The sequence below is a fragment of the Pirellulaceae bacterium genome (assembly GCA_029243025.1).
Lineage (GTDB): Bacteria > Planctomycetota > Planctomycetia > Pirellulales > Pirellulaceae.
Map to the genome: position 1 here is coordinate 132377 of JAQWSU010000030.1, position 26590 is coordinate 158966.

Genomic DNA, 26590 nt, shown 5'->3' on the forward strand with positions numbered 1-26590 from the left:
ATGGTCATTGGTATTTTGCTCTGCGGCTCCTGCGCTCGCCCCTTCATGCTATGGTTTCGAGTGAAGTAGCATCGAGCTGCGTCCATGACGTCTGTGACGATTGAGGGACAAGAAATGAAAGTGACGGTTATTGGGTCAGGATACGTCGGTTTGGTCACCGGAACCTGTTTCGCAGAGAGTGGAAATGATGTAACTTGCGTCGATATTGATCAAGCGAAAATCAATCGACTGCAGCACGGCGAGATTCCGATCTATGAGCCGGGCCTTTCCGATTTGGTGCGCCGAAACACTCAGGCGGGAAGACTGATTTTTACGACTGAACTGGCAGAGGCAGCGTCACATGCCGATGTTATTTTCCTCGCAGTGGGAACGCCGCCTGCCAGCGATGGATCTGCCGACTTGACCGCTCTTTGGATTGTCGCAGATCAATTGGCGCCCCATCTGGATCGAGAAACGGTCGTCGTTACCAAAAGTACGGTCCCCGTGGGTACAAACGCTCAGCTTTATGATCGCTTGAAAAAGGCAACCGGATTTGATTGCCGCGTGGCGAGCAACCCGGAGTTTCTGAAGGAAGGCGCAGCGATTGAAGACTTCACAAAACCGGATCGAGTTGTTGTCGGCGTGCGGCAGCCAGTTGATGGCGAAGTGCTGAATCGTCTTTATGCACCGTTTCTGCGGACCGATAAGCCGTTTCTCGTGATGTCACCCGAGAGTGCGGAGCTTACGAAATATGTTGCGAACGCTTTGCTGGCGACAAAGATTAGTTTTATCAATCAAATGGCGAATGTCTGTGAAGTCTTTGATGCGGATATTAACGACGTAAGACGTGGTATTGGGCACGACAGTCGAATCGGTTTCGCTTTTCTTTTCCCTGGGGTTGGGTACGGCGGCAGTTGTTTTCCGAAAGACGTCCGTGCCTTGGCCAGCACCTTTGAGCAATCGGGTTTGGCGCCGCGGATTCTTGAGGCGGTTGATTGGGTTAATGAGCAGCAGAAACTTGTCTTGCAGAATAAGATCGAGTCCCAATTTGACGGTGAGCTTCAAGGTAAGAAGATCGCAATTTGGGGGCTCGCCTTCAAACCTCGCACCGACGACATCCGCGAAGCTCCTGCCTTGGTCTTGATTCGCCGGTTGCTTGAACTCGGCGCAGAAGTCCAAGTTCATGACCCGGAAGCCATGGCTAATGTGCGCGAAGAGTTCGGGGATCGAATCAGTTACGCGTCTGAACCGATGGACGCGCTGCGAGACGCTGATGGGCTTGCCATTGTGACTGAGTGGAGTGAGTTTCGGACACCTGATTTTGTCGAAATGCAAACTCGCATGGCACAGCCGATTATCTTTGACGGTCGCAACCTGTATGATCCGATTGAGATGGCGAACGCAGGATTTGTCTATCATTCGATCGGACGGCCCGCAGCGATTCCTGCGTTTGTGCAGTAACTGGCTCGTCGCGAATCTGGCACTACTTTGCGGCGGTTGCCGATGTTGTCGCTGGAGAAAGTCTATTAGTCGTTTGCCCAGAACGAAACGAATTCGGCGTGATGCTGATTTCGTTCCGGATCAAAAACGACCTGCCGCAGTTCATCTTTTTGAGCCTCGAATTGTTCGAAACTTCTCTCGTCACCGGGGCGAAACACGGGCGCTGACTTGTCATAAACAATCGTAGCGCCATTCTTGCCGTCTTGGTGAAACTGGGACAGGCCCAGAACTCGATCCGATACGTAGATCGCTTCGTTCAATTCGTGAGTGACGATCAGAATGGTATAGGGCGCCAGTTCACCTTTTTCGATCGCCTCGTGATTTTCTTGGTACAAATGCAACAGCATCAGTTGCAGTTCTTCCCGCGTTGCTTCGTCCAAGGCACCAAAAGGTTCGTCTAACAGCAGGATCTGCGGTTCCATGACGAGTGCTTGGGCGATTGCCACGCGCTGGCGCATGCCTCCCGACATTTCGGCCGGGAACAGCCGAGCTGCGTGGTCAAGGTTGACCTTTTTCAGGACCGCCATCGCTTTTTCTCGATGCTTATCTCGCAACTTTTGCCAGTGAAATGGCTGAAAGCATCTTGTGAATAAAGTTGTCTCATCCAGCATTAAGCCAAATGCGACGTTGTCGAGTGCAGTGAGGAAATCGTAAAGGCTGTAGTTTTGGTAGACAATTCCCACATCCCGATTGGGTCTTGTCACGCTTTGACCATTGGCGAGTATCTTGCCCTGGTTCGGCGGATGCGTGCCGAGGATCGCGCGGAGTAAGGTGGACTTGCCGCATCCGCTTGGACCGACAAGGGCGACGATCTGTCCGCCGGCGATCTGCAGATTAACGTGGTTGAGGACGCGATTGGTCCCAAACCAATGGCAGACGTCTTGGCACTCTAAAACCAGCTTAGTCATATCTCACCTACTCGCCAAACCAGGGGCAGAGTAATCGTCGAAACCAGGTTAAGGCATAATCAATCAGCAGGCCGGCTGCACCGAGTAAAATCAAATAGAGATAAACCACCGACATATCGGTACGTTGATAGAAAAGTCGTAGGCGATAACCGAAGCCCTCACCGGCCACCATCCATTCGGCGGCAACCAATAACACCATGGCGGGGCCAATTTGGAGGCGGACTGCGTCGATAACACGTGGCAGGATCTGCTTGAAAATCACGTTCCAAATCAGTTCGCCGTGACTGGCTCCCAGCGTATAAGCTTTGAATACAAGGGATTCGGGCACGTCTTTTTTGGCAGATTGGTAAATCGACTGGGCCAAGGTGGGCAGTGTTCCGAATGCGATCATCGTGACGTACATGTCGAATTCGGTGCCGACGAGTACGAAGAATACTGCCAGCATGGCGGTTGGCGGAATCTTGGCCAAGAACGATAAGGATGGCAAAAAGAAAGCTTCGACCGGGGAGTAGGCTCCCATCATGACGCCCAAGATGATCGACAAGGCCACCCCGACAGCCAGCCCAGCGAGGAGTCTTGAGGAGGTTGCGATGGTGTCTTCCCAAAGCCAATACTGAGGCTTACCGTTCAAGCCATCATGTTTCCAAACGTAGCCCAAGGCAATTCCGAGAGTTTTCCAGGTGGGAACCGCCCGATCCTGAGCCTCGACGATTTGCTTTTCGATCGATGAGATTCTTTCGAGCAGCTGTTCCTTTTCTGTGGTGAGCTGCTTCCGTTCGTCTGCGTCTGGGCTGGTGGTTCGCAGACGCTTTTTAACGTCTGCGAGCTGTTGTTGAACTGGCGGCAGTTTCTTCGCAGTTTCGTTTTGCTTTCGAGTTTGCCGAGAATGAGCCAACATCGTGTACAAACCGATAAGAATGAGAACTGACAACGTTCCCAATGCGATCCGGTAAATCAAAGGAATAGACTGGCCTACCAGCATGAAGTCGATCCTTCATTTCACTCAAGGTAAGATGCGTCAAAACGTAGTTGCGAGTCGGATGAATCCGACCCGAAGCCAACCGATGGACTCTTGTTGAGTTCATGTTCCACGCAGAATTCTTCGACGGTTTTCATCTTGGTCTTGAATTCATCGCCGTTCAGAAAGCTTTTTGCTTCCGCAGGCGTTTTGTAAAACTCGGTTTGTTGCACCACCTTTTTCATGTCTTCCAAGCCGAGGTTGGAGAACTTTTGGCCGAGTGCAACCAGGACTTCGTCCCCTTTTTTCGGATCATCGATCGCATCGCTGACGGCATAGAAAGTCGCATTGACGGCTTTCACGAAATCATCTGCTCCCGGTTTATCCAAGACATCTTTGCCGACCACTACCATGTCAACGATCTCACCAGGAATCTCGCTTGAATCGAACAATACCTTCACATCGCTGCGATCGTTCAGTGTTTGCAGAACAAACGGATTCCAGACCATGATGGCTTGGTGGTTGGGGTTGCTGGACTGCATGGATTGTGCGGCGATGGCCGGATCTTGGTTGGTGAACTGGAAGTCCGATTCCTTGAATCCTGCTTTTTCAAGACATCGCACAAAACAGTACTCCGAAACGGTGCCTTTTAGTCCGTAAACTTTATGTTGTTTCAGTGCTTCCATGTCTGGGATTTCATTTGTGACCAGGCAAGCGTCTGCACCATTACTTGTGCTTGTCGGAAGCACGGCCACGGAGTCTCGTGACGGGCTCACGATCAAGGCGTCCATATTCGTCATGCAAACTGCATCACAGTTGTCGGAGCTGAACATGGTTAAGCAGGAATCATAGCCAGCCTCCTTCAATTCAATATCGACTCCATACTTTTTTTCGATGTCACCCATCTGCCCCTTTTCGCCATTGATCAAACCCATTTCGTTGGCAACACCAAATACCGACCAGCTAGGGTATTCACTCCAAGCTAAGCTGAAGCTGGGCGTGTCTTCGGCAGCAGCAGTGCTGTCAACCTCACTTTTGTTCTTGCAACCGATCAATAACATCAACGCACACAAAGCCGTTACTGTTGGCAAGTATCTACGCATGAAACCTTTCCCCTCATTGAAGCGCTAGTGTTCACGTGCGAACCAACCTCCAGCCAGAAACAGCGGGATTGAGCACGAGTGTTTTGGTGTGAAGCGTAGCAAGGTGTCGTCACCCTTCATAGGTTAACGCAAGTTGGTCGTTCTCGCATTCCCCCTCACACCTACAATGTTCGCAGAATTTTCCGCAGCATCACGTGATTGGTTATTCGCGTTGGCTTGCCTGATCTTGGGATGTTCGCGTGATTTGTTCGGTTCTTCGTTCAACTTCCCGAGCAACTCGCATCGACTCGTCCAATTCTCGTCGCAATTGATTGATCTGGGAGCGATTTTCATCGACGAGCATGGCGTGGAATCTTTCCACCGTTTCGCCGATATGAACGACTGCGTCCACGACCTCGGTCACGATTTTATCGCGTTGTCGGAGCAATGCTTGTTTGGCGGGACCGTTGAGTTGTTTCGCTGATTCCCAAAGTTCAGCGGCGTGTTCGAGCTGCTTAATGCAGGAATGAAACAGCTTGTCGACTCCCTCGGTCACGCTGAATGACGAGGGTGTGATCTGATCTTGTTGTACCCTCTGGTTGAGTTGCGAATAAAGGTTCCGCAGATCGGCGAGGCAAGCTTGTGTGCGGGGGTCGTCATCAGCGACGAGTCGCTCGTGTAGTCGCTCCAGAGCGGTCTCTTGCGTCTCGCGTTGGTGTGCTATGACGTGGTCGTAGGCGTCATGAGTGATCCGTTCGAGCCCCAGTATCAATCGAGAGGCAAAGACACCAAAGCCGCCTAACACACCAGCAAATCCGACGAAATTGAGTGTCGAATGACCGCCCGTGGCCCAAGAGGCCAGTAACGCTGTTAGCCCGCCAGCAATCGGAAGCAGCGTTCCGGGCGATGCAAAAATATCGAGCAGTACTTTCCGTCTGACGCTATCCATCGAGAGCCAATTCGTTCACTCAATTAAAACGTCAATAAGGGGCTTCGCCCAACACAAAAGAAACAGATGTCGAGCCGGTGGGGTCGCCACCTCTCGCCTTAATTCGATTCTTGTCGATACCTTGTTGAACCAGGTAGTCAACTGCCGCCTCCGCGCGATTTGCAGCTAATCGTTTGTTGGCTTCAAAATCGCCACGCATCGAAGCGTTGCCTCGTACGAGTAAATAATATTGGGGCCAACTGTTGAGTGTGTTGACCAAGTCGTCAAGTACCGTGCAGCTTGTTTCCGTGAGCCGCGAACTGCCTCGCGGAAAGACCAGTTGCCTGACGTTCAGTTCGCCAACCTCCCGCAGTTTGGACCACGCCGTTTCACTCAAGGCTGGGAGCAAAATTTGGTCATCGCTGATTTTTTCTGAAGAGAGGCCCGGGTGGAAGTTGCTATCTTTAAGATTGCTTAAGACGCGTTCGTAGTACAGCTGATTCGGTCGGTTTTCCGTGGGATCGATCTGGATACCTCCGGTCTGTATTAGCACGTCCGTAATGTTACTGATCATATCTTCGATATGTTGCAAGTTGTTGTCGGTCCGCAGACCAAAATGAGCAAAGTTTTCTTGCGTGTTTTTCCAGCGGATACCTGCGGTCAATTTCTTGGCTTGAGCATCTGTCAGTGGGGCCTGTTGTTGCTTTGCATCATTCCTGACCAGCGTTTGCATTTGGTCGCGATAGGAGTAGGCGGCTGCAAAATAACTTCCTACGACATCTTCCACGACGGCTCGGTTTTTTGCCAGGAAATCACGGCTGGTGACAATTACATCGACGATGCGGCCGCGAAAGCGTGAGCTGTCAATCACCACGTGCATTTCGGGGTTTTCGAGAACTTTTGAGACGTAAGGCTCCCATAACACAAAGACGTCCCGGGAGTTAGGCTGAGATTTGCGATAGCGTGCGAGCGTGTCCTCAGGGTCGCTGGTCATCACAAAAGGGTTATCTGCGAGTTGGTCCAGGCTGAAATCGTTCATCACGACTCTCGCCAAAGTCTCACTGGGTGAATCCGGAGTCAGTATAAAACGTGTGTCCGGATGATTCAAAGCTTCCACGTTCGGTACGCTGGCTTGGTTCGCCACGATCGCGTCTGCGCCACGCGTCTCGTCAATAATGCTAACGACCACCGCCGGGGTATCGCCGATTGTGGCACTCGCTTTGATCAAAGCATCGATGGTGAAGACTGCCATATTGATCGAACCTGTTTGCAGGTTCCGCAGCCGTTTGGTGTAGTCCGCCCTATCATCAACGAAGCTGACTTCGATCTTTTCTCGCTGCAACCGTTTGCGGAATTCGGGAGAACGCAAAATGGCATAGCCGCTGAATTGATCAATCCCGAACTTGAGGTCGATATCGTATTGCGAGGTGCCTTTCGTCTGGTTCAGGATTGCTTCTTGCTCAGACTGTTTGGCTTGTTCTTTCCCACCGACAATCACATAACGCCAGGCGACAGCGGCGATTCCGGCCACCATCAACCAAACGACACACAGCGCTAGCAATTTGCCTTTAGACACGCTTCATGATCTCCAGAGGGTTTCGTCACTATCTGAATTATGCCTCAAGAATCCGAAAACACGTAGTCCAGCTCACCCTTCTGGCAGGTTTTTCGCCCCTGGTGGCCGAAACAAAGGCCTCTTATTTTGAGCTGTGTCTGTTTATCGTCCAGAAGATAAGAAAGCCGACCAAAAAAAGAGACCGATGATCGGCAACGAAGCCAGTATCAGAATTGTGATTGCTAGGCCGATCGATTCCTTACTCGTGTTCGGAGTCGGTCGAGCCGAGCTTGAAATGGGCGGTGTTTCAAAACGGGTAACCCCTGCGCCAATCGGCGCATCATTGTTGGTTGAAAGGGTTTGGATGGCGGCAACTGCCAGTTGGTCGGGCCAAGCCTGCAATAACTCGAATTCGGCCTGTTCGTTGGCGTCATTCGGATCCGGATTGGTTTCGGCAAGCGATTCCTCAATCGCTTGCGTTAACGAGGCCGCATTATCCGCTCGACGGTAGTTATGGACGCGTGTTGCAAGACTATGATCATTTGCCATGTCGACACCGATGACGTCGACTTCGATCGACCGACTCATAATGTCGGGAAGGTGCTGATTCATAAGATCTTCGTCGTTGGCCTCGCCATCCGTGATGATCAGCAATCGATAGTTGCCATAACGTTCTTGTGCTCTCAACTCCAATAAAGCGTCGGCAGCTGTCTTCATGTATTTGCCCAGCGGAGTCCCACCGCCTGCACGGATTTTACGCACCCCACTGGCAATATTCGCCTTGTCAACCTCTCCGAGGGGAATGATCCAGCCACCGTTGACCCGGGGGCCATTCAGAGCCAGCACACCTACTTTTGCGTCATCTGGTACCCGTTCCAGCACGGTCAACAACGCTTGCTTTGCCGCAGCGATCTTGAGTTTTCGGGAATTCGATCGCAGGGGCATGTCCATTGACCCCGAGTCATCCAGTAGGACAACTACATTCTGTGTCGCTTCGGCTATTGGCGCAATCGCAATTACAATGAAGAGTGCACGAAAGAACATAAATGAGAGCTCCTTGATCGTGTAGTATCCAACCGTTGGTCGCGACATCACCTGTCATCGAGCCAGCGAAGCTTGCCTGTTGCATATTGATTTTCCAGCTTAGAAAGCAAAATCGGATTCGTTGAGCGCTTCTGCGGGGACACGAACGATGCGGAACTCAACTCGCATGTTTTGTTGCGCTTCCAGGAAACTACTTGGCTTTGGAATCAAGGGTTCGGATATGCCGGCACCGGTTGGCTTCAATTGTTCCTCGACCAAAATGAATTTTTGGTTCTTGGCGAACTTAATCAGCGAATCCTTGACGGCTTTGGATCGTGCCATGGACAGATTCAAGGCGGCGTTGACTGTTTCACGTGGCTTGTGGTTTGCCGATTCGAACTGGCCTGTTTGAATTAGCTTGATGATCGTATCGGTATCGGTTAACTCAAGCTTCTTGTTGTTGACAAAGTAGGAATAGTTGCCGGATTGCCCCGCGCGTTTGATGGTTCCTTTTTCCAAGCCAGCCTTAATCATATCGAGTAGCGATTTTGTGGGGTCAGCGTGTCCGCGGATAATAATCGCTGCGTTTCCAAATGTGGAAGCGGCTTGAATCGCTCGATTGAATTCGGAACCATATCGGTCTGCTGAGAAAGTTCCTTGGTTGGGTTGGAATGAAATCGTAAAGCTGACGATGGTGCGGTCGTCCAGAATGTCTCCACCGGGATCCAGGAAGTCGGAGCCCACTTCACTGCCACTGCTGGCGAAATCGGGTGTTTCGTATTTGATGCCCGCGGTTTTTGCGATCTTTTGATAGTTGAGAGACGGGGGGTCAAAGCCGCTGCGAATGGTGGCGTAACCCCAAGCGGTGGCGAGATCGAGTGCGGCTTTCATTTTTGGATCAAAGCCGCTGAGATTGCTGCTGTTTCGGAAGAAGGCGATCTGGCCAGGGAGTCCTACAAAACCGCAGTCCAGCAACAAGCCGTGCGCATCTACCTCGAGCGTTGGCAAAACTTCGGCGCCAAAAATGGTTTGTGCCAATGTCAAAGCGTTGCGATAATCACCGCTCATCCGCTGGGTCTCCTCAAATTGCTTGCGCATCTTGACGAGCTGTTCGGTTTCCTTGAGGTAACCGGCAACAAACGAGTCCACCACGCTTTGGTTGGCCTTGTACCAATCGGATCGGACCGCATACACATCAGCGATCGAACGTGACATATCGCGAGTCGAATTCAACACTTTCGCGCCTTTGACCGTGCCTTCCGCGCCAGAGCCTGTGCTGTCATATCCACCCGTCAATCCGATCATGTCCGGGGTGATCACGCAACAAGCATCAATCGAATCATCGTTGCGAAATGCGTCGGCTGGACCGTTGGGACCTGTGAGATCGTCCACCCAGACAATTTCGATTTCATTCCGGTCGATTTTGGCTGCGTCGAGTGAGTCGTAGAGCAGGCCAACGTGCGGACCTCCCTGTTGGCAAGCGATTTTGACTTTCGCACCTTCCCGACGCAAGTCATTCAACGTCTTGAATCCTTCACGAGACACAATGTGGTCACCGGCACTCCATGACAATTGAAGGATTACCACCGGTTTTGTTCGAGGGTCTTTTCCCAGCACCTCGCTTGCTTGGCCTAGCATGCGCATCGTGCCCCGCAAGAACGGGCTCTTGCCACTGATGTAATCTTTGACTTGACCAACAAAATCATCTCCGGGAGTGAGTTTGAGTTTCAAGCCCATCTTCCCGTATGTCGAATCGGGGGTAGTTTGCAATCCGCCGTTTGCCAAAAAGGTTGCCACATCGCCGCCCCAGGTGATGTAAGGCACATTCGTGACTTGCGTCTTTTCAACGGGCCGGACAGGCACAGAACCCACGAGTTCCGTGAATGGCGTTTGCGCTGTTGCCAGTTCGGCGGACAGCAAAAAGCATCCCAGAATAATCAGGGGGAATACGCGTTTCATGTCCTTTGACTCCAGTTCTTTGACTCCAGTTCTTTGACGTAGCGTAACTCAACAAAGCAGTTTCGCCGAAATCGAAAATTTCATTGCCAAGCCGATCGATACATGACCTTTGACCTGTTCTGATTATCCAGATGGGGGGCATGCCGTCAAACTGACTTTCGTAGACAGTTATTCGTCGAAACGGTTTTAATCTTGTGCATAATAGTGTCTGTTTCTCAAAATGGGGCAACTATGAATGATCCCCATCCATCAAGGTATCACCAGCAGCGTCAACTTGAACTTGAACTTGTGTCTTGAGGTCGATTGCATGAAGTCTTTAGTTTGGCTTGGACTGTTGCTCACTCTTTTTGTGTATTTAGCACGCTACGTACGAGCCATACAGCAGGTTCCTTCAGCATGGGAGTTGAGCCATTCCTCGCCTCCAGTTGTTGACGCGGAGCAGGAAGACGCTAAACGATATCTGATCGTTCATGCGGATGACGCGGGGATGTCTCATTCCGTCAATCGTGCCACCGTGGAGGGGCTTGAGCGAGGTGTGGTCAGCTCTGCGAGCATCATGGTTCCTTGTCCGTGGTTTCCAGAATTTGCCAAGTATGCGCGAGAGAACCCAGAACGAGATTGTGGCATCCATCTGACGCTCAATTCAGAATGGTCCGAGTATCGTTGGGGACCGGTCACTGACCGCAAGCAAGTTCCGAGTCTTGTCGACAAAGATGGTTTTCTTTGGGACAACGTGAGGCAGGTGGTCGCCAACGTAAAGCTTGCGGAGGCGGCAACGGAATTGCGGGCTCAGATTCAGCGAGCGAAAGACTTTGGAGTCCCTGTGACTCATCTTGACCCGCACATGGGGGCCGCGTTGAGTCGACCTGATTTGGGGAAACTATATATCGAACTTGCGGTTGAGAATGAAATTCCTGTGCTCTTTGTTCGTCCCACGAAAGAAAACGGTTTGGCCGAACAATACCCAGATCTCATTCGCATCCTGCCTACCTTGGAAGAGCGAGAACTGCCAATCCTGAGTGCCCTTTATCAATTCTATGACGATGGACCTTACGAAAAACGAAAGCAAAAATATCTCGATACAATTCGTCAGCTTCCACCGGGGACGAGCGAGATTATTATCCATTGCGGCTTCAATGATGCCGAGTTGCAAGCCATCACGGGCAGCGTCATGATCCGAGACTCGGATCGCCGCGTATTTACCGATCCTGAGGTGCGGCAAGCAATTGACGACGCGGGGATTGAGTTGTCCACTTGGAAACAATTTCATCAGCGACAAAAAAAACAGATGAAAAAAAAGTAGATCTTGGCTACCGATTTACGAAGTGAAAATCATGAAGTTCATTCCAGTTGACAATCGAGATTTTGAACCCGCATCGCATGAAGATCCAAACCAGCCGGGTGTAATGAAGCGAGTGATTGCCGTGAAGGGTCAACTGCTTCGGGGCCGTGTCCAGATGATCAATTGGGCTCAGTTGCCAATCGAATCCTCATTTCGGCCACATTATCATGAGGACATGGAGGAGATTTTTGTACTCTTGTCGGGCCAAGCAGAAATGACGGTTGACGGCCAACTTTTTTCATTGCGGCCGGGTGACACCTTGGTGGTGGCGCCGAGCGAGGTTCATTCGATGACAAATCGGGGCGATTGTCTGGTGGAATATCTGGTAATGGGGATATCTTCAGAAGCCAATGGGAAAACAGTCGTCGTTGCTTCTGAGTCCGGATGACGCTTGACTTAAGTTTTCTTGAGCATTGCTGTTACGCTCGATTGCCACTCGGCAGGGCCGTCCTTGTTGACTGAAGGAAACGGGGGCTGAAAAGGAGCAAAACGGACATCCGAAAGGGGCATTTTGCCAGTTCCTCAGCTCTATAGTCGCGGATGCTCGGACGACGGTATATATTCTGGTCTGACCGCAGTGGTCCTTAAAACTTCTACCGAGACTCGCTGAGCCGGAGACTGATTCATGAAGCGATTTGCGGGCTTGTTGATTGTGCTGTTCTTGTCGATTCCTGCTGAGGCTGAGAATTGGCCTCAATTCCGAGGACCTCATTTCAACGGATCGAGCGACGAGTCGAATTTGCCGGAACAGTGGTCTACATCGGATGGCGTTGCTTGGGTCGTGGATCTTCCCGGAGCAAGTGCAGCGACGCCGGCCGTTTGGGGCGACCATGTATTTATTTCAAGTACTGATCTTAGCGGTGACAAGCTTTTGGCACTGTGTTTCGACCGTAAGTCGGGCAAACAATTGTGGTCCCGTGAAATTGCCAGTGGCATTCGCCGCGATTCGCGTAGTAATTTTGCCGCTCCATCACCCGCCACCAATGGAGAAGAGGTGATCTTTTTCTATGGGACGGGCGACTTGGTTGCTTTTGACTTCGAGGGTAACCAACAGTGGCGGCGAAATCTGCAAAAAGACTATGGAGCTTTCACCTTTCTTTGGACATTCAGCACCAGTCCGCTGTTGTATGACGGTAAGCTTTACATGCAGGTCTTGCAGCGTGACACGGCTGTAGATGGCCGAGGTTTCACCGATCGTAAGAACGATTCGTATTTGTTGGCAGTGGATCCTGCTACCGGGAAAACGCTTTGGCGTCAGGTACGACCCAGCGAGGCTCGTTCCGAATCGCTCGAAGCATTTAGCACTCCGGTTCCCTTCGAACACAATGGTCGGAAGGAAATATTGGTGGTGGGTGGTGATGACGTTACGGGGCATGATCCAGAAACGGGTAAAGAACTGTGGCGTTGGGGGACGTGGAATCCCGATCGCATTGGGCATTGGCGACTTGTACCATCACCAGTTGCCGGTGATGGAATCATTCTCGCGTGTGCCCCTAAGAAGGATCCGATTTATGCCGTCAACGCGGGGGGCGAAGGGCGTTTGAAAGATGACGACCTTGCCTGGGTCAGTCGTACGCACCGTGAAATTAGTGCTGATGTGCCGACACCTGCGTTTGCAGAAGGTGATTTCTTTATCTTGAGTGATGTGCGAAATGCACTTTCACGCGTCGATCCCAAGAGCGGCAAGATTCATTGGTCCGTTTCGCTACCACGAGGAAAGAAATACGAAGCCTCACCGCTCGTCGCGGACGGGAAGGTCTACCTGATTAACTTTATTGGCGATGTCATCGTTATTGACGCGGCGTCTGGAAAGTTAATTAGCAAGATTTCAATGGACGAGCCCACCGATGACGATCCTGTCCGTTCATCCATTGTTGCCGCTCATGGACAACTGTTTATACGGACTTCAGGTAAGTTGTACTGCATTGGGAAAGGCTCTTAGAGTCGGCTAGCCATCGGTGTAAATTCAACAATCTACAGCGCCCCCGTGATCAGAATTCGAGTGCGTCTGTTTGCTGGATGATCGTCGACTTATCGTTTCGCTGATCGGGATCCGGTATCGATTAGCATGTACCCGGACCAGAAAAAAGGATGATCGGCGGTTGGTACTTGCCCTGCCTTTGCACCCTTCAGACGGGGCTCTTGCGTGGGGTCTAGTTCGGTCGAGCGGGCCAGCAGCAGACTTCGTTGCCAAGCTGCTGCGGCCGATTCTTGCGAGGATTCCAACAGGAATTCGCGAATGAGTTCCATGCTGATCTGACCTCCCGTTCGCCAGCGACTGATCAGGATCGTTCGAACACCCGAGGCCATCAAACCGGTCGTTGCCAAGAAGATTTCGTCACCCGTGTGCCGACCTCGAAGACCGTCTTCCGCTGCCGTGTGATAACCTGGCAAAATGACTTGTTGGGGTGCCGCCCATGGCAATTCCATCCAAGCCGCCACCTTACTGCCTCGTCCATTCCGTTCGTCAATCTGAGCGGGCGCCCAGTTGAATCGCTCCTTGGAGTTATTCTGGATATCGTCCAGCACCACCAGTTTGTCCCAGCGGCTCGCTAGGATCGAACTATCGACCAGCATCGGTAGCTTTAATATGGCCGGACGAGCACTTACGTCTCGTATTTCGCTGGCTGCTGCTCGGATGATTTGATCGCTTTCGCGGCCAAAAAGACGTCCAACCACGATGGCCGTTTCACCCCCTGTCGGGACCGGGCGCGGATCGTTGACTGCCAAGCCCGCAGTCGGTGCATAACGAATCTTGGTAAGCTCGATGAGCGGTTGCAATCCTTTTTGGGTCGGTGCTTGCAGGATTTCAAATGGGAGGTACCAAAGAAATCCGTCAGGGACAATCGTGAGTTCTTGAATGGACTGCAGGTTTTTTTCGCTGAGCCCTTCCTTGAAACTGGAGAACAGTTGCTCCGCCGTCGACTTCCATTTCTCGTCTTTTAAGAGAGATGCGTCGAGCACTTGATTCTTGTTGTAGTTGCCAATGGTTTGCATCATGGTGACGAGATTCTTTTTGATTCGCGCCGGCGCCTTGATGCTCCATGAAGTGTATTGTTTGCCCGCAGAAAGCAGGACCGCTTGCATCTCTTTGGGCGCGTCGATGAGGATTAAAACGGCCTGGCCAGGTGCCAGTTGCGACTGAATAGATTCGGCGGTCCGGATCGGTGGAAACAAACGTGTGGCCGGTTCCGGCCGCACGGCGATTTCGAGTAGGTGAGCTTCTTGTTTCGCAGCGAGCGAGACGAGTTGCTTAGAATATTTTTCGTACTGACGGATGTTATCCGCGGATTCTGCTGCTACCGGTAAAGCTTTAAGCGATTTTTCAACTTGAGCCATCTCCTCGAAGATCTTGGCGACGACCGGGAATTTTTCGAGCAACGTCTTTCGTTGCTGTCGAGCCTCTTTGCTAAGCAGCGCTGGGGGGGCAGCTAACACCCAACGCAAAGCGAGTAGCCGCCCGCCCAGTGGAAGTTGTGTGAAAAAAAGATTGCGTCGGATTCGATCGCTGACCTCGATCATCACATCGGTTTCGTCCCGCTCAATGGCGAGCGCTAGCCAGGCACGCATGACATCGCTTTGCGGTGTGACGCAGTAGGTGAGTGTTTCGAAGGGAGCAAGTGTCCAGTCCTTGTCTGTGGGTTCGCGAAGCACTTCCGAGTAAAGCAGACTTGCAACGCGGGGAGAGAATATCTTGGCACGCTGCAACTTTGTCGTGCGGGCAATGCGAAATAATCGGAACGAGCTCTTAATGTTTTGTTTTATCGCCAAATTAAGACTGGCGAGTCCACTTGCCGAGTCGCCCACCTGAAACGCCACGACTGCATTGTCGTAGACGAGGCGTATTCCCAGGTTGGATTTTGGTAGGTCGGACCGGTTCATCGCGGTCTTGCTCTGTTTCAACAAACCCAGGGCTGCTTGCGGCTGATTTAGCAAGGCCGTGGTTTCGGCTGCCGCCATCAAGATGGCGGCGGAGGCTCGTTGCATTCGGTTCTTGTCGGTCCAAATTGCGGCCGCTTGCAAGGGTGGGAATACAGACTTTCCACCCGCCAACCGATGAGCCTTGGCGGCTAGCACAAAGGCCTCCTCCAATACATCGGCCTGATTGAACTGAGCCGCGGGAAAGGTGGCTTCGTAAAAACTTGCTGCCGCTTGCTCGTATTCTTCGGCGGCCAAAGCCAGTTTTCCAATCTCGACCAATGCCATGCTCGTCAGCGGGTGATCAAAGCGACCACCAATGGTGAGTGAGCCTTTGAGCAGTTGAAGAGCTTCCTGGTTGGCTCCCGTCGACAACTTCGCTAGGCCCTGTTGTGTGTCAACCAGTGTGTTAATCCAGTTGTTACCCTTCACCTGACGCTTCGCCAACCGCTGCGCGACGCTCGCACTCAACGTTTCGTGTGGGGCTAGCGGGCCTAAAATCTCGTTTCGTCGTCTAATCGATACTCCAATGCAGCGCATGATTTCCATCGCCCGCACGGGGAGCAACTCTCGGCGACGCACGATGCCGCCTTGCCGCAAGGCTTTGTTGGGATCGTTCCCCTGCCGGCTCAGAAGAGTTTCAGGGAATTGTCCAGGGACCGTTTGGCGTCTGCTGGGACCCCATGGTAATTGACGCACTTGAGCGGGTGCGATTGTCGCCGGCCACTGGATGCGTTTCATCCAGGTCGATTGATTCGCAAAGAGTCGCAAGGCCTGTTCATGTTGTTCCAATGCGGCGGGCAGATCGCCCATCTGATAAAAGCATTCGCCCATCATCGAAAAGTAGCAGATCGAGTCGACCCAACGTCCTTGGATGCTGCGAATTCCAGAGCGAGCCGCAGAACGAAAGCCTCGCATCGCCGTGCGATAATTACCAGCGTAATAGGGGTCGAGCGACAAGAAATAGGTCTCGCGCGGGACGGCCCGACCCTCGGCAAGTTGCGCCTGGACGGCAGAGGGAAATAATGGTGGGAGTAGCGTCCCGACCGCTAGCAGTGCGACGATTGCAGCGCGGGAGCGACGGCCAAAAAATGGCGACATAGAGATACCTCAGTTTTTCCGAGCGGCTGGCGCGAATCGCCCCAAGTTCGTACACCTTTATCATACTGAATGGATAGTCGACTCGACTGAGAAAACCGACGGTAAAACGGCTGGAATCCCACTGTTCGAGCCGTGGCGCTGGGGATTGGATTGCAATCATGGGCCCCTTGCTGGCGGGCGCTTTGCCGGCCTCCCATGGAAATGCGGCTGCTTCATGGAAATGCGATTAAGTCGAATGACTTTAGGGTCGATAACGATCATGAGGATTCCACCGATTATGCCACGGAGTGTTTTTAAGATGAATCGGAAAGACCAAAAACTGCGTTGGGGCGGGTTGCTTGCTGGCGGTTTCCTGGCGGTCAGCTGCTTCGCGGCGACCGGTTGCCAAGTTGACGTTGCCGGCCAAACGCTACCGAGTCCCTATTACCTTTCGGACGACGTGCAATATTTCCCAGCAGGCCCCGAGTTCAAGTTGTCGAACGAGGCGGCTGCGATGGAAGCTTATGCAGCGGAAGTTGCGGCTGAAGAAACACCCTAGTCGTGTAAAATCCAAACTTGCGTCGACAGCCGCCCCGACTGACTCTTGCCTACTGGCCGGATGAAAGGGGCAGGCTTGCTCGCTCTCTCCACATCCAGTGGAGTAATCCGCTCTTGGATTCACTAGGCTGCAAATTCAGGTGCCGGCTTCGTCGGAATCGAGCGATCCTATTTGACTGATTTTCTGCGAGCGACGACTCGAGCGGTTACACTGTCCCTATGAACGAAATCTTGGAATCCGGGGATAGACAAATTTTCCAGGTGCGGACCTCTGCGGACGGTCCGACCGGCTCCTTGCCTCTAACTGACGAAATGTTGCGGCATTGGCCTAGTGGTCACCTGTTCGGCATGACTCAGAATGCGGGCATGGGTTGGAGCCCGCGTGAGATGTTGGGACACCAAGTACTAATTCTTAGTACGCAGGGAGGCGTCCGTGCGGCGGACGGTAGCCCGGTAGCGTTGGGTTTTCACACGGGGCACTGGGAAGTCGGCTTGCTGGTTCAGGCGGCTGCGTTGGAGCTGAAACGGCTCAGCGGAGTCCCCTTTGCGGCTTATTGCACAGATCCGTGTGATGGACGGACTCAAGGGACGACTGGGATGTTCGACAGTCTGCCGTTTCGTAATGATGCGGCGGCCCTGTTTCGGCGTCAAATTCGCTCGCTGCCGACCTGTCAGGGCGTGATCGGAGTCGCTACCTGCGACAAAGGTTTGCCTGCCATGATGATGGCACTGGCTGGAACTCAGAACCTGCCGACCGTGCTTGTGCCTGGCGGTGTCACACTTCCGCCCACTGAAGGTGAAGACACGGCCAAGGTGCAGACGATCGGAGCACGATATTCGCAGGGCGAACTGAGTCTGGAAGATGCCGCGCGAGCTGGTTGCGCAGCCTGTGGTTCGGCCGGTGGCGGCTGCCAGTTCTTGGGAACGGCGGCAACTGCACAAGTGATTGGTGAGTCGCTCGGACTTTCACTGCCGCATTCGGCGCTCGCACCGAGCGGCCAGCCAATTTGGATCGATATGGCCAAACGGAGTGCGGCAGCGGTCTGGCATTTGTTGAAGCAGGGAAAGACGACGGCCGATTTGTTGAGCGACGATTCGATACACAACGCAATGGTTGTCCACGCGGCCTGTGGTGGCTCCACCAACTTGTTGTTGCATTTGCCAGCTATCGCGTTTGCAGCCGGGCTGCATCGTCCCACGGTGGATGACTGGATTCGAGTCAATCGCAGTGTGCGTCGCTTTGTTGATGTGTTGCCGAATGGACCCACCAATCATCCTACCGTGCGAATGTTTCTGGCTGGTGGCGTGCCCGAAGTGATGCTGCACCTCCGTGACTTGGGACTGCTGAAGCTCGATGCTCAAACCGTCGCGGGAATGTCGGTTGGACAGGTTTTGGACTGGTGGCAGAGTAGCGAGCGGAGAACCTTGTTGCGGCAACGACTGATCGATAGTGATGGGGTCGATCCCGACGACGTAATTATTCCGCCTACAGAAGCCGGGAAACGCGGAATGACCAGTACCGTATGCTTCCCGATCGGTAACCTCTGTCCGGAAGGTTCCGTGATCAAGGCAACATCGATCGATCCGGCCGTTGTCGATCCAGATGGCGTCTATCGCAAGATCGGACCTGCGCGAGTGTTCACGAGCGAAAGTGACGCGATCGCCGCGATCAAAGGCCAAGGTTCGTCAAAAATTCGACCGGGTGATGTGCTCGTGCTGATCGGCCGTGGGCCTCTTGGGTCCGGGATGGAAGAAACCTATCAGATCACCTCGGCTCTCAAACACCTTAGTTGGGGACGCGATGTGGCTGTGTTGACCGATGCTAGGTTTTCAGGAGTCAGTACGGGAGCTTGTATTGGTCATGTGGGACCCGAAGCGCTGGCCGGTGGTCCGGTTGGAAAAGTTGTTGACGACGATCAAATTCAGATCATGGTAGATCGCAATCAGTTGACCGGTCGGGTGGACCTTGTGGGCCACGCTGAACAGCGTTTCACCGCCGAGCAAGCCGAGCAGGAGCTTGGAAAGCGATCTGTCCGTGCCGATCTTGCACCTGATCCAAAGCTGCCACCCGAGACGCGGCTGTGGGCCGCCCTTCAACAAGCTGGCGGCGGGACTTGGGGCGGCTGTGTCTACGATGTGGAGCAAATCGTGGCGAGATTGAGCGCCGCAAACCAAAGCCACTCACCGCCCCCGCGGAAGTGATAAACGGCTACTGCTCCGCTCCGTTTTCGCCGACAATCTGGCCGATTCGGATCGGCCTAAGACCGTCGTTGGGGATCGAATCACGGTGGTGAGTATTATCCCTCAAGACGCTGGCATGCGTGATAAGACAAAGTATGCGACGATTGGCAGTGCGACGAGTAGTGCGATCAAGAACGCGACTTTACCGTTGATCTTGGAGGCGATTCCAGTTTTGGGAGGCTTGGCCGCTGCGTCCTTCCGGACCGCTGGGGGTGCTTTACGGCTGGTTTTTGTTTTGATTTTCTTGCCGGTTTCGAAGCTGTAGCCGCATTTCACGCACAAAATCGCTTCAGGATCCAGATCCGTCCGGCAGATCGGACATCGGTGGCCTGTGGTAGATGCTGCCAGGTCGACTTCATCCAGCAGATCGCCCACGTCGTCGCTCGAGGTTTTCGTGGTCTTGGCTTTCCTCGAGCTGGTTGGCAGGGTTTTTCCGCAACTAGGGCACTGGATCGCTTTGCCTGCTCGTGAACTCGGTAACTCGATCGCCTTGCCGCAATCGCATTTGATGCGACGCCGTTTGGCTTTTGTCGCGCCGGCCTGTCGGGATCCAGTCGGTTCGGATGAGGCGGTTGCCTGGGGAATGTCAAGCGGTTCGCCGCATTGGGGACATTTGACTCGCTTGCCAGTCAAGTTGTCGGGAGCGGAAAAAGTCTTGCCACAGCTGCAGGTTACGGGGATCGGCATGGATGTAATTGATCTAAGTCGAAAGGGGCTCGGAGGTGGAGCCATAATTGGCCCGCTGGTGAATCGAATGATGGGATTGCTCTATTGTCGTCCCAACCGAGGCTGCCGACAACTCCTTGGCTGTCAAAATGGCAGCTGATAGGGGTGGCAGTCGATCGGAGCTGCCAGTGTGACTCGGGGGCTGTCGGGGGGAGAAACCTGTAACCTCAGTGTAAGCCGCCACTTACTACGCGGGATTTTTTTTGGCCCGGGAGTTGCTTATCAAAGGGGCGTCTGGGGCGAATAATGCGCCCAATTGGCAGTCCTCTTGCCGACCACGGTGGATTCGGCAGATCAAACATATTGCGTAACTGAATGTCAGGTGTCGGGAGGTCAGAAATCGATGGCAACGGCGACCAAGTCAAAAAACAAGTCAAAACTCAAGCTGCAGCCACTCGGTGATCGTGTCGTAGTGGAACGAGATGACGCCGAAACAACCACAGCCGGAGGGATTGTCTTGCCTGATTCGGCTCAAGATCGTCCGGCTCGCGGCAAGATTGTCAGCGTTGGCGACGGTCGATTGCTTGATGACGGATCGCGGAGTGATTTTCAAGTCAAGGTAGGCGATCGCATTATTTTCAACAGCTATGCCGGTGAGATCTTCAAGATCGGCGACGATGAGCTGTTGTTAATGCGTGAAGACGAAATCCTCGCAGTGATTGACGGCTGATGCGGCTCGGATGCGAAGCCCGAGAGAGGATTCGCATTTCAATCGCATTTTCAAGCAGCGGTCGGATCGGCCGCGAAGTGAAATTCTCAGGAGTATGAAATCCAATGGCAAAGATTATTGCATTCGACCAAGAGGCACGAGAAGCCATTCGGCGGGGTGTCTCAAAGTTGGCCAAGGCGGTTAAGGTCACGCTCGGTCCGAAGGGACGTAACGTGATCCTTCAGAAGAGCTTTGGTTCTCCGACGGTCACCAAAGACGGTGTCACGGTCGCCAAAGAGATCGACCTGGAAGACGTGTACGAAAATATGGGCGCTCGCATGGTTCGCGAAGTGGCCAGCAAAACCAGTGATGTGGCTGGTGATGGCACGACCACGGCGACCGTAATGGCGGAAGCGATCTTCAACGAAGGTTTGAAGGCCGTCGTCGCTGGTGTCAATCCAATTCAAATGAAGCAGGGCATCGAGCAGGCCGTCGCCGACATTACGGCAAAGCTGCAGAAAATGTCCATCAAAATCAAAAGCAAGGAAGAGATGGCGAACGTCGGTACGATCGCTGCTAACAATGATAAGGAAATTGGTTCCTTGCTTTCCGACGCCATGGAAAAAGTCGGTAAAGATGGTGTGATCACGGTTGACGAAGGTAAGAGCTTGCAGACAGAGGTTGAATGGGTCGAAGGTATGCAATTCGATCGTGGCTACCTGTCTCCTTATTTCGTCTCCGATCCCAACAGTATGGAATGCGTGTTGGAAGACGCGTATGTCTTGGTCTTCGAAAAGAAGATTACCAACATCAAAGACTTGGTTCCATTGTTGGAAGCCATCGTCCAGCAAAGTAAACCGCTGTTGATCATTGCCGAAGATATCGAGGGCGAGGCCCTGGCGACGCTTGTGATCAATCGTCTGCGAGGTACTTTCAAGTGCTGTGCCGTGAAGGCGCCTGGTTACGGCGATCGTCGCAAGGCAATGATGGAAGACATCGCGATTCTGACGGGCGGTACGGCTGTCTTCGAGGCTTTAGGCCTGAAGTTGGAAAGCCTGCCAATCACCGATCTGGGTCGCGCCAAGAAGGTGATCGTTGACAAAGACAACACGACGATCATCGAAGGTGCCGGAAAGAGCGGTGACATCAAATCTCGTATCGATCAAATCCGTCGTGAAATCGAAAACGCGACGAGTGATTATGATAGCGAAAAGTTGGAAGAACGCTTGGCGAAGCTGGCGGGTGGCGTTGCAAAGGTCAACGTCGGTGCCGCAACCGAAAGCGAAATGAAGGAAAAGAAAGCACGCGTCGAGGATGCTCTGCACGCGACTCGTGCCGCCGTCGAGGAAGGCATCTTGCCTGGTGGCGGTGTTGCTCTGCTAAGAGCTGCCACCAACGTAAAGACGACCGAAGAGTTGTCCCACGACGAGACCGTCGGTTACAACATCGTGCTGCGAGCTTGTCGTGCTCCGCTTACTATGATTGCTGACAATTCCGGCCAGGATGGCGGAATCGTTTGTGAAAAGGTCGCGGAGGGTAAAGGTAACAATGGCTTCAACGCCCTGACTGATACCTATGAAGACTTGGTCAAAGCCGGTGTGATTGATCCCACCAAGGTGACGCGTACCGCTTTGAGCAACGCAGCCAGCGTGGCAACACTGTTGCTGACCAGCGATGCATTGATCGCTGAGAAGCCAAAGGACGATAAGAAGTCCGGTGGTGGTCATGGCGGCGACTACGACATGTATTAAACGGATCCCGAACGATCGTTCGGTCTGAAATAGAAAACGTCGTGCCTTTTGGGTGCGGCGTTTTTTTATGGTCGCGATCGATTCCTGTGGTGGGGGTGCGAGTCTGCGTTTTCGATGAAAACGACGGGGATTCTACCGTTTGAGACAATTAGAGGGATTTGCCTTGGCGCACCTCGGTCGCATTTGGTTCGTCTCTGACCGAGGCGGCTCGTATAATACCCCATGAGACATTTGAAGTCGAAAAAACGGCAGATCGACCGATTGGAATCTTTCTGATGAAACTTGACTCAATCGTTGCCTTTGCATGCTTGAGCCTCACTTGGCTGGCCGCCGATGCGCCGGCCGACATCTTGGTGTTACGGAACGGGGGGCGCTTGGAAGGTGAGATCCTCAAGCGAAAAGAGTTGCGAGGTGAACGAGAGGCGACTGCCTACATCGTTCGATTAAAGTCCGGTGCACGGTTGAAGATTGACGGTCGAGAAGTTCGGAAGGTGATTGCCGATTTGCCGGCGCATTCGCAGTACAAAAAGTTGCTGGTGAAGATGCCGAATACGGCTGCAGATCACTGGACCATGGCGGAGTGGTGTCAAAAGCAGAAGTTACGAGAGCAACGAAGCTATCATCAGCAGCAGGTTTTGCAACTCGATCCAAATCACGAAGAAGCTCGCCGGAGCTTAGGCTACACGCGATTGAATGGGGAATGGGGCAAACGGGACGATCGAATGCGGGCCCAAGGTTACGAGCTGTTTGAGGGCAAATACATGTTGCCTCAGCAGATCGCCATCAAAAAAAGAAATCGAAACAACGATCTGGCACAGAAGAAATGGCGGCGCGATCTGAAGACGTTGCGGTCTCAGTTGAATGGAACTCGTCAAGCACAGGCGAAGGAACAGTTCAAGGGGATCAAAGACCCTCGTGCGGTCATGGCTTTGCAGGAGATGTTGAGGAGTGAAGAGTTGGCAGAAGTCCGAGAGATTTATGTCGACACGTTGGGGCGCATTGAAGGTCCAGTTGCAATTTCAGCATTGATTAGCACCACACTGGAGGACCCGGATCTGGAAGTTCGTCTGCGGGCTGTGGACCATCTCCGTCGGATTGGGCCTGAGCCAGCGGTGCGGATGTTTTCTCAGTCGCTTCAAAGCAAGAGTAATCGAACGATTAATCGAGCGGGTGTTGCCCTCGGGCGACTCGGTAATACCGATGCGGTCCTACCGCTGATTGAATCTTTGGTCACGCGACACGAACGGATTGTGAAACCGACCAGTGCGATCACTCCAAGTTTTGGTCGGAACAGTGACGGCTCCGGTGGGATGAACGGTCTCAGCGTCGGTGGTGGACCTAAGAAAGTGGTCCGAGATCTAAAAAATCAAAGCGTCCTGGAAGCGTTGATTTCGCTGACGGATCAGAATTATCAGTATTCCAAGCCTGACTGGAAAGACTGGTATATTCGTCAGCAAGAAGCCGGTGAAGTCAATCTCCGTCGGGATTCTTAGTGTTTCATCCTGCGTCTCGCTTGCGTTTTTTCCAGTACGTCTTTCACTGGATCTCCCACAACGCGAAAAAAATTCTTTGAATCGTCCCACTTGTCACCGATTACGAGCTACCCTTCCGTCGGAAATTAACAGCAGGCACGTCAGGCCTGAATCTTTTCAGGGGGGATAAAATAATGGGCAGTCTTGGAAACCAATCGGTTCATGTTTTGGTCGTCGATCAGGACGCACAGTCTGGCAATCAGATCCGCCAGACTCTAATTGACGAGGGTTACAGTTGTTGGTTTTCAACGGACGGAGCGCAGGCGATTGAACTCGCTCGGCAGCAGCTGCCGTCCTTGATGATCGTTGAGACTGACCTGGGGCGGACGACAGGTTTCGACCTTTGTCGATCCATTCAAGCGGAATATCCTCGTCACGATATTCCAGTCATTTTCGTTTCCAAAGATCGAAATAATGAGCTCGTTTCGAGGTCGAAAAATGCGGGTGGCGTTTACTTCCTCGGCAAGCCGCTCGATCCTTCGGTGTTGCTTGAGTTAGCGAGCAAAGCATTGTGGATGCCTCATTTGATCAAATGCCACATCGACACCAAAGCGCATAACCCATCTCGTAAAGGCCCACGCATGCTTTCCGATCTCGGATTGCGTCAGCGTTAGCTTCAAAGCCGATAATCCTCTTCGGTGGTATGTTGTGTCAACGAGGAAAATGCGGCGACGATTTCAACCAAGACCCGTTCGTATTCAGCTATTACGGACGGGTCTGTTGGCGTTTAATTGGCGTTCTCAACTTATCTAATCGGCGGAATTTGACCGCATCTCTTTTCACGAATAGCTCGCCACGTTGACGCGAGACGGTCGGGGCGAGTAAACTCGCTGGATTCATTCTAGACAAATTGTCGCGGGATTTTCCCCGATTGACCACTGATCCGACCCGAACCGAAGATAAGCTCGATGAATAAGGAAATCCTCAGTCAAGCAGCTGCAATCTCCCGTGGACTCGCAATTGACGCTATCCATGCCTGTAATTCTGGACATCTGGGATTACCACTTGGGGCTGCGGAAGTCGGAGCGGTCTTATTTGGTCATTCGCTGAACCTTAATCCTGACGATCCGACCTGGATCAATCGGGACCGATTTATTTTGTCGGCCGGTCACGGCAGCATGTTTCTCTACACATGGCTCCACCTTTCGGGTTACGACCTTCCTCTGCAGCAGCTCAAGGAATTTCGGCAGTTGCATAGCACGACGCCTGGCCATCCTGAATTTGGTGAGACGCCCGGTGTCGAGGCCACAACGGGCCCGTTGGGGCAGGGCGTTGGTAACGCGGTTGGCTATGCCATTAGTGGCAAGATGTTAGCAGCACGGTTCCCGTCGGCGCCATTCGACTATCACGTGATTGCCCTGGCAGGAGATGGTTGTTTCCAGGAGGGCATTTCGAGTGAAGCGGCCGCGCTGGCGGCACACCTTGGTCTCGATAACCTGATTTTGCTGTACGATTCCAATGACGTGACCTTGGACGCGATGGCCAAGGTCACTCAAAGTGAATCGACGGCGCAGCGTTTTGAGGCCTACGGGTTTGAAGTGGCAACGGTTGATGGTCATGATTTGGATGCGGTTCAGCAGGCGTTCAGCCACGCGAAAGAGAGTCACAATGGCAAGCCGAAATTGATCATTACTCGTACTGAAATCGGTCGTGGGATTCCAGAGGTTGCGGGTACGGCTAAAGGGCACGGTGAAGGGGGCGCGAAGTTTGCCGAGTCTGCACGGAAAGGACTTGGATTGCCGGCGGAAACGTTCTATGTGTCCGATGAGGTTCGCGAATACTTTGCACAGCACAAAGCGGCGCAAATTGATCGCTACAACACCTGGCAGGCGAGTTATCAAGATTGGGCCGAGGCCAATCCGGCCGAGGCCAAGGCGTTGCAAGCTGCGAGAGATCAGGATCTGCCTTCGGATTTGGTTGACCGAATTCCTGAGTTCGCAGAAGATTACGCCGATGCAACACGTGGAGCGGGTGGTGTGGTCATGCAGACGTTGGCCAAGGAAGTGCCCAACCTGTTTACCGGAAGCGCCGATCTGTTTGGTTCCACCAAGAATTACATGAAGGAACAGGGAGATTTCAGTCGAGATAATTATGCCGGCCGCAATCTCTGGTTCGGCATTCGAGAACATGCGATGGGGGCGATTCTGAATGGCGCGGCTTACGACGGCATCTTCCGACCGTCCGGGGCCACTTTCGCCGTTTTTGCGGATTACTTGCGTCCTTCTATTCGCTTGGCAGCTCTTGCCAAATTACCGGTGATTTACATTCTAACACACGATTCAGTGGGTGTCGGGGAAGATGGACCGACGCACCAACCCGTCGAGACTTGTAGTGGTCTTCGTGTGATTCCTGGGCTCGACGTTTTTCGGCCCGCAGACCCGGAAGAGGTGGCCGGTGCGTTTGCGGCTGCGATGCAACACCAAGATGGCCCCACGGCGTTGTTGTTGACGCGGCAAAAAGTCAAAACGTTGAATCAGATACCAGTCTCCCGCCGGCGAGAAGGCGCATTGCGAGGTGGTTACATCGCGGTTCCAGAGACGGGGGATCTGAACTTAATCTTGCTGGCGACGGGGAGCGAGTTGGAATTGGCGGTTGCCGCTGCCGCCGAAATTGGCGACGGCGTGAGGGTCGTATCGATGCCCTGCTTCGAGCGATTTGATCGGCAGTCAGCGGAATATCAAGCCGAAGTGTTGCCCGCCTCCTGTACACGTCGCGCAGCGATCGAAGCGGGTGTTTCCGGCTTGTGGTACAAGTATGTTGGCACGGCGGGCAAGGTGGTCGGCATTGATCGGTTTGGCTTGAGTGCACCCGGACCGACTGTGATGTCGGAATTGGGAATCACGACTGATCACTTGGTGTCTGTTTGCCGGTCGCTTTGATCTGCTGTTGGTGCGATTGGGC

The 26590-nt window shown here is 53.0% G+C and carries 21 protein-coding genes; 13 read left to right on the forward strand and 8 right to left on the reverse strand.

The annotated features are described in order from the left end of the window. The first annotated feature begins 84 nt into the window (after nucleotides 1-84). Nucleotides 85-1440, forward strand: coding sequence for a UDP-glucose/GDP-mannose dehydrogenase family protein (locus P8N76_13230; protein MDG2382625.1), 1356 nt, complete (start codon nucleotides 85-87; stop codon nucleotides 1438-1440). A gap of 65 nt (nucleotides 1441-1505) precedes the next feature. Here the strand turns inward: P8N76_13230 and P8N76_13235 are convergent, their stop codons facing one another. From P8N76_13235 to P8N76_13265, 7 genes are all read right to left on the reverse strand, one after another. Further along, nucleotides 1506-2387 (reverse strand): ABC transporter ATP-binding protein, encoded by an 882-nt coding sequence (locus P8N76_13235; GenBank protein MDG2382626.1) that lies wholly within the window; start codon nucleotides 2385-2387, stop codon nucleotides 1506-1508. Between the two features lie 7 nt (nucleotides 2388-2394). Further along, nucleotides 2395-3369, reverse strand: coding sequence for an ABC transporter permease subunit (locus tag P8N76_13240; protein ID MDG2382627.1), 975 nt, complete (start codon nucleotides 3367-3369; stop codon nucleotides 2395-2397). Between the two features lie 17 nt (nucleotides 3370-3386). Further along, nucleotides 3387-4448 (reverse strand): hypothetical protein, encoded by a 1062-nt coding sequence (locus tag P8N76_13245; GenBank protein MDG2382628.1) that lies wholly within the window; start codon nucleotides 4446-4448, stop codon nucleotides 3387-3389. A gap of 202 nt (nucleotides 4449-4650) precedes the next feature. Next, nucleotides 4651-5376, reverse strand: a complete 726-nt coding sequence (locus P8N76_13250; GenBank protein ID MDG2382629.1) for a hypothetical protein — start codon at nucleotides 5374-5376, stop codon at nucleotides 4651-4653. Between the two features lie 31 nt (nucleotides 5377-5407). Beyond that, entirely contained in the window at nucleotides 5408-6931 is a 1524-nt protein-coding gene (locus P8N76_13255) for a phosphate ABC transporter substrate-binding/OmpA family protein (GenBank protein MDG2382630.1), read from the reverse strand. 141 nt (nucleotides 6932-7072) lie between these two features. Further along, entirely contained in the window at nucleotides 7073-8002 is a 930-nt protein-coding gene (locus tag P8N76_13260) for a VWA domain-containing protein (protein ID MDG2382631.1), read from the reverse strand. A 51-nt stretch (nucleotides 8003-8053) separates the two neighbouring features. Next, complete coding sequence (locus P8N76_13265; protein MDG2382632.1) at nucleotides 8054-9892, reverse strand: hypothetical protein; 1839 nt, start codon at nucleotides 9890-9892, stop codon at nucleotides 8054-8056. A 307-nt stretch (nucleotides 9893-10199) separates the two neighbouring features. Here P8N76_13265 and P8N76_13270 point away from each other — a divergent pair, with 307 nt between their 5' ends. From P8N76_13270 to P8N76_13280, 3 genes are all read left to right on the forward strand, one after another. Next, complete coding sequence (locus P8N76_13270; protein MDG2382633.1) at nucleotides 10200-11195, forward strand: polysaccharide deacetylase family protein; 996 nt, start codon at nucleotides 10200-10202, stop codon at nucleotides 11193-11195. Between the two features lie 31 nt (nucleotides 11196-11226). Further along, entirely contained in the window at nucleotides 11227-11622 is a 396-nt protein-coding gene (locus tag P8N76_13275; GenBank protein MDG2382634.1) for a cupin domain-containing protein, read from the forward strand. 237 nt (nucleotides 11623-11859) lie between these two features. Continuing rightward, complete coding sequence (locus P8N76_13280) at nucleotides 11860-13176, forward strand: PQQ-binding-like beta-propeller repeat protein (protein MDG2382635.1); 1317 nt, start codon at nucleotides 11860-11862, stop codon at nucleotides 13174-13176. 89 nt (nucleotides 13177-13265) lie between these two features. On the opposite strand, the gene P8N76_13285 is transcribed toward P8N76_13280, so the two are convergent. Beyond that, nucleotides 13266-16253: a CHAT domain-containing protein gene (locus tag P8N76_13285; protein ID MDG2382636.1), complete on the reverse strand. Its 2988-nt coding sequence runs from the start codon at nucleotides 16251-16253 to the stop codon at nucleotides 13266-13268. 298 nt (nucleotides 16254-16551) lie between these two features. Here P8N76_13285 and P8N76_13290 point away from each other — a divergent pair, with 298 nt between their 5' ends. The 9 genes from P8N76_13290 (at nucleotide 16552) to tkt (ending at nucleotide 26568) form a co-directional block, all read left to right on the forward strand. Continuing rightward, nucleotides 16552-16791, forward strand: a complete 240-nt coding sequence (locus tag P8N76_13290; GenBank protein MDG2382637.1) for a hypothetical protein — start codon at nucleotides 16552-16554, stop codon at nucleotides 16789-16791. 218 nt (nucleotides 16792-17009) lie between these two features. Then, nucleotides 17010-18992, forward strand: coding sequence for a YjhG/YagF family D-xylonate dehydratase (locus P8N76_13295; GenBank protein MDG2382638.1), 1983 nt, complete (start codon nucleotides 17010-17012; stop codon nucleotides 18990-18992). Between the two features lie 88 nt (nucleotides 18993-19080). Beyond that, nucleotides 19081-19296, forward strand: coding sequence for a hypothetical protein (locus P8N76_13300; GenBank protein MDG2382639.1), 216 nt, complete (start codon nucleotides 19081-19083; stop codon nucleotides 19294-19296). A gap of 129 nt (nucleotides 19297-19425) precedes the next feature. Then, a complete protein-coding gene (locus tag P8N76_13305) occupies nucleotides 19426-19857 on the forward strand; it encodes a hypothetical protein (GenBank protein MDG2382640.1) in 432 nt (143 codons plus the stop codon). A 243-nt stretch (nucleotides 19858-20100) separates the two neighbouring features. After that, nucleotides 20101-20427, forward strand: a complete 327-nt coding sequence (locus P8N76_13310; protein ID MDG2382641.1) for a co-chaperone GroES — start codon at nucleotides 20101-20103, stop codon at nucleotides 20425-20427. Between the two features lie 104 nt (nucleotides 20428-20531). Then, nucleotides 20532-22157, forward strand: coding sequence for a chaperonin GroEL (gene groL, locus P8N76_13315; protein ID MDG2382642.1), 1626 nt, complete (start codon nucleotides 20532-20534; stop codon nucleotides 22155-22157). A 275-nt stretch (nucleotides 22158-22432) separates the two neighbouring features. Beyond that, the gene (locus tag P8N76_13320) at nucleotides 22433-23650 is read left to right on the forward strand and encodes a HEAT repeat domain-containing protein (GenBank protein ID MDG2382643.1); all 1218 of its coding nucleotides are present in this window, start codon (nucleotides 22433-22435) and stop codon (nucleotides 23648-23650) included. 173 nt (nucleotides 23651-23823) lie between these two features. Then, nucleotides 23824-24303 (forward strand): response regulator, encoded by a 480-nt coding sequence (locus tag P8N76_13325; protein MDG2382644.1) that lies wholly within the window; start codon nucleotides 23824-23826, stop codon nucleotides 24301-24303. A gap of 294 nt (nucleotides 24304-24597) precedes the next feature. Next, on the forward strand, nucleotides 24598-26568 hold the full coding sequence (gene tkt / locus P8N76_13330; GenBank protein ID MDG2382645.1) for a transketolase: 1971 nt from the start codon (nucleotides 24598-24600) through the stop codon (nucleotides 26566-26568). Nucleotides 26569-26590: the final 22 nt, after the last annotated feature.

What these genes read in the sequence shown, in the direction of transcription:
- P8N76_13230 (MDG2382625.1), top strand. Translation starts at nt 85, where the DNA reads ATGACGTCTGTGACGATTGAGGGACAAGAAATGAAAGTGACGGTTATT.
- P8N76_13235 (MDG2382626.1), bottom strand. Translation starts at nt 2,387, where the DNA reads ATGACTAAGCTGGTTTTAGAGTGCCAAGACGTCTGCCATTGGTTTGGG.
- P8N76_13240 (MDG2382627.1), bottom strand. Translation starts at nt 3,369, where the DNA reads ATGCTGGTAGGCCAGTCTATTCCTTTGATTTACCGGATCGCATTGGGA.
- P8N76_13245 (MDG2382628.1), bottom strand. Translation starts at nt 4,448, where the DNA reads ATGCGTAGATACTTGCCAACAGTAACGGCTTTGTGTGCGTTGATGTTA.
- P8N76_13250 (MDG2382629.1), bottom strand. Translation starts at nt 5,376, where the DNA reads ATGGATAGCGTCAGACGGAAAGTACTGCTCGATATTTTTGCATCGCCC.
- P8N76_13260 (MDG2382631.1), bottom strand. Translation starts at nt 8,002, where the DNA reads ATGTCGCGACCAACGGTTGGATACTACACGATCAAGGAGCTCTCATTT.
- P8N76_13265 (MDG2382632.1), bottom strand. Translation starts at nt 9,892, where the DNA reads ATGAAACGCGTATTCCCCCTGATTATTCTGGGATGCTTTTTGCTGTCC.
- P8N76_13270 (MDG2382633.1), top strand. Translation starts at nt 10,200, where the DNA reads ATGAAGTCTTTAGTTTGGCTTGGACTGTTGCTCACTCTTTTTGTGTAT.
- P8N76_13275 (MDG2382634.1), top strand. Translation starts at nt 11,227, where the DNA reads ATGAAGTTCATTCCAGTTGACAATCGAGATTTTGAACCCGCATCGCAT.
- P8N76_13280 (MDG2382635.1), top strand. Translation starts at nt 11,860, where the DNA reads ATGAAGCGATTTGCGGGCTTGTTGATTGTGCTGTTCTTGTCGATTCCT.
- P8N76_13285 (MDG2382636.1), bottom strand. Translation starts at nt 16,253, where the DNA reads ATGTCGCCATTTTTTGGCCGTCGCTCCCGCGCTGCAATCGTCGCACTG.
- P8N76_13290 (MDG2382637.1), top strand. Translation starts at nt 16,552, where the DNA reads ATGAATCGGAAAGACCAAAAACTGCGTTGGGGCGGGTTGCTTGCTGGC.
- P8N76_13295 (MDG2382638.1), top strand. Translation starts at nt 17,010, where the DNA reads ATGAACGAAATCTTGGAATCCGGGGATAGACAAATTTTCCAGGTGCGG.
- P8N76_13310 (MDG2382641.1), top strand. Translation starts at nt 20,101, where the DNA reads ATGGCAACGGCGACCAAGTCAAAAAACAAGTCAAAACTCAAGCTGCAG.
- groL (MDG2382642.1), top strand. Translation starts at nt 20,532, where the DNA reads ATGGCAAAGATTATTGCATTCGACCAAGAGGCACGAGAAGCCATTCGG.
- P8N76_13320 (MDG2382643.1), top strand. Translation starts at nt 22,433, where the DNA reads ATGAAACTTGACTCAATCGTTGCCTTTGCATGCTTGAGCCTCACTTGG.
- P8N76_13325 (MDG2382644.1), top strand. Translation starts at nt 23,824, where the DNA reads ATGGGCAGTCTTGGAAACCAATCGGTTCATGTTTTGGTCGTCGATCAG.
- tkt (MDG2382645.1), top strand. Translation starts at nt 24,598, where the DNA reads ATGAATAAGGAAATCCTCAGTCAAGCAGCTGCAATCTCCCGTGGACTC.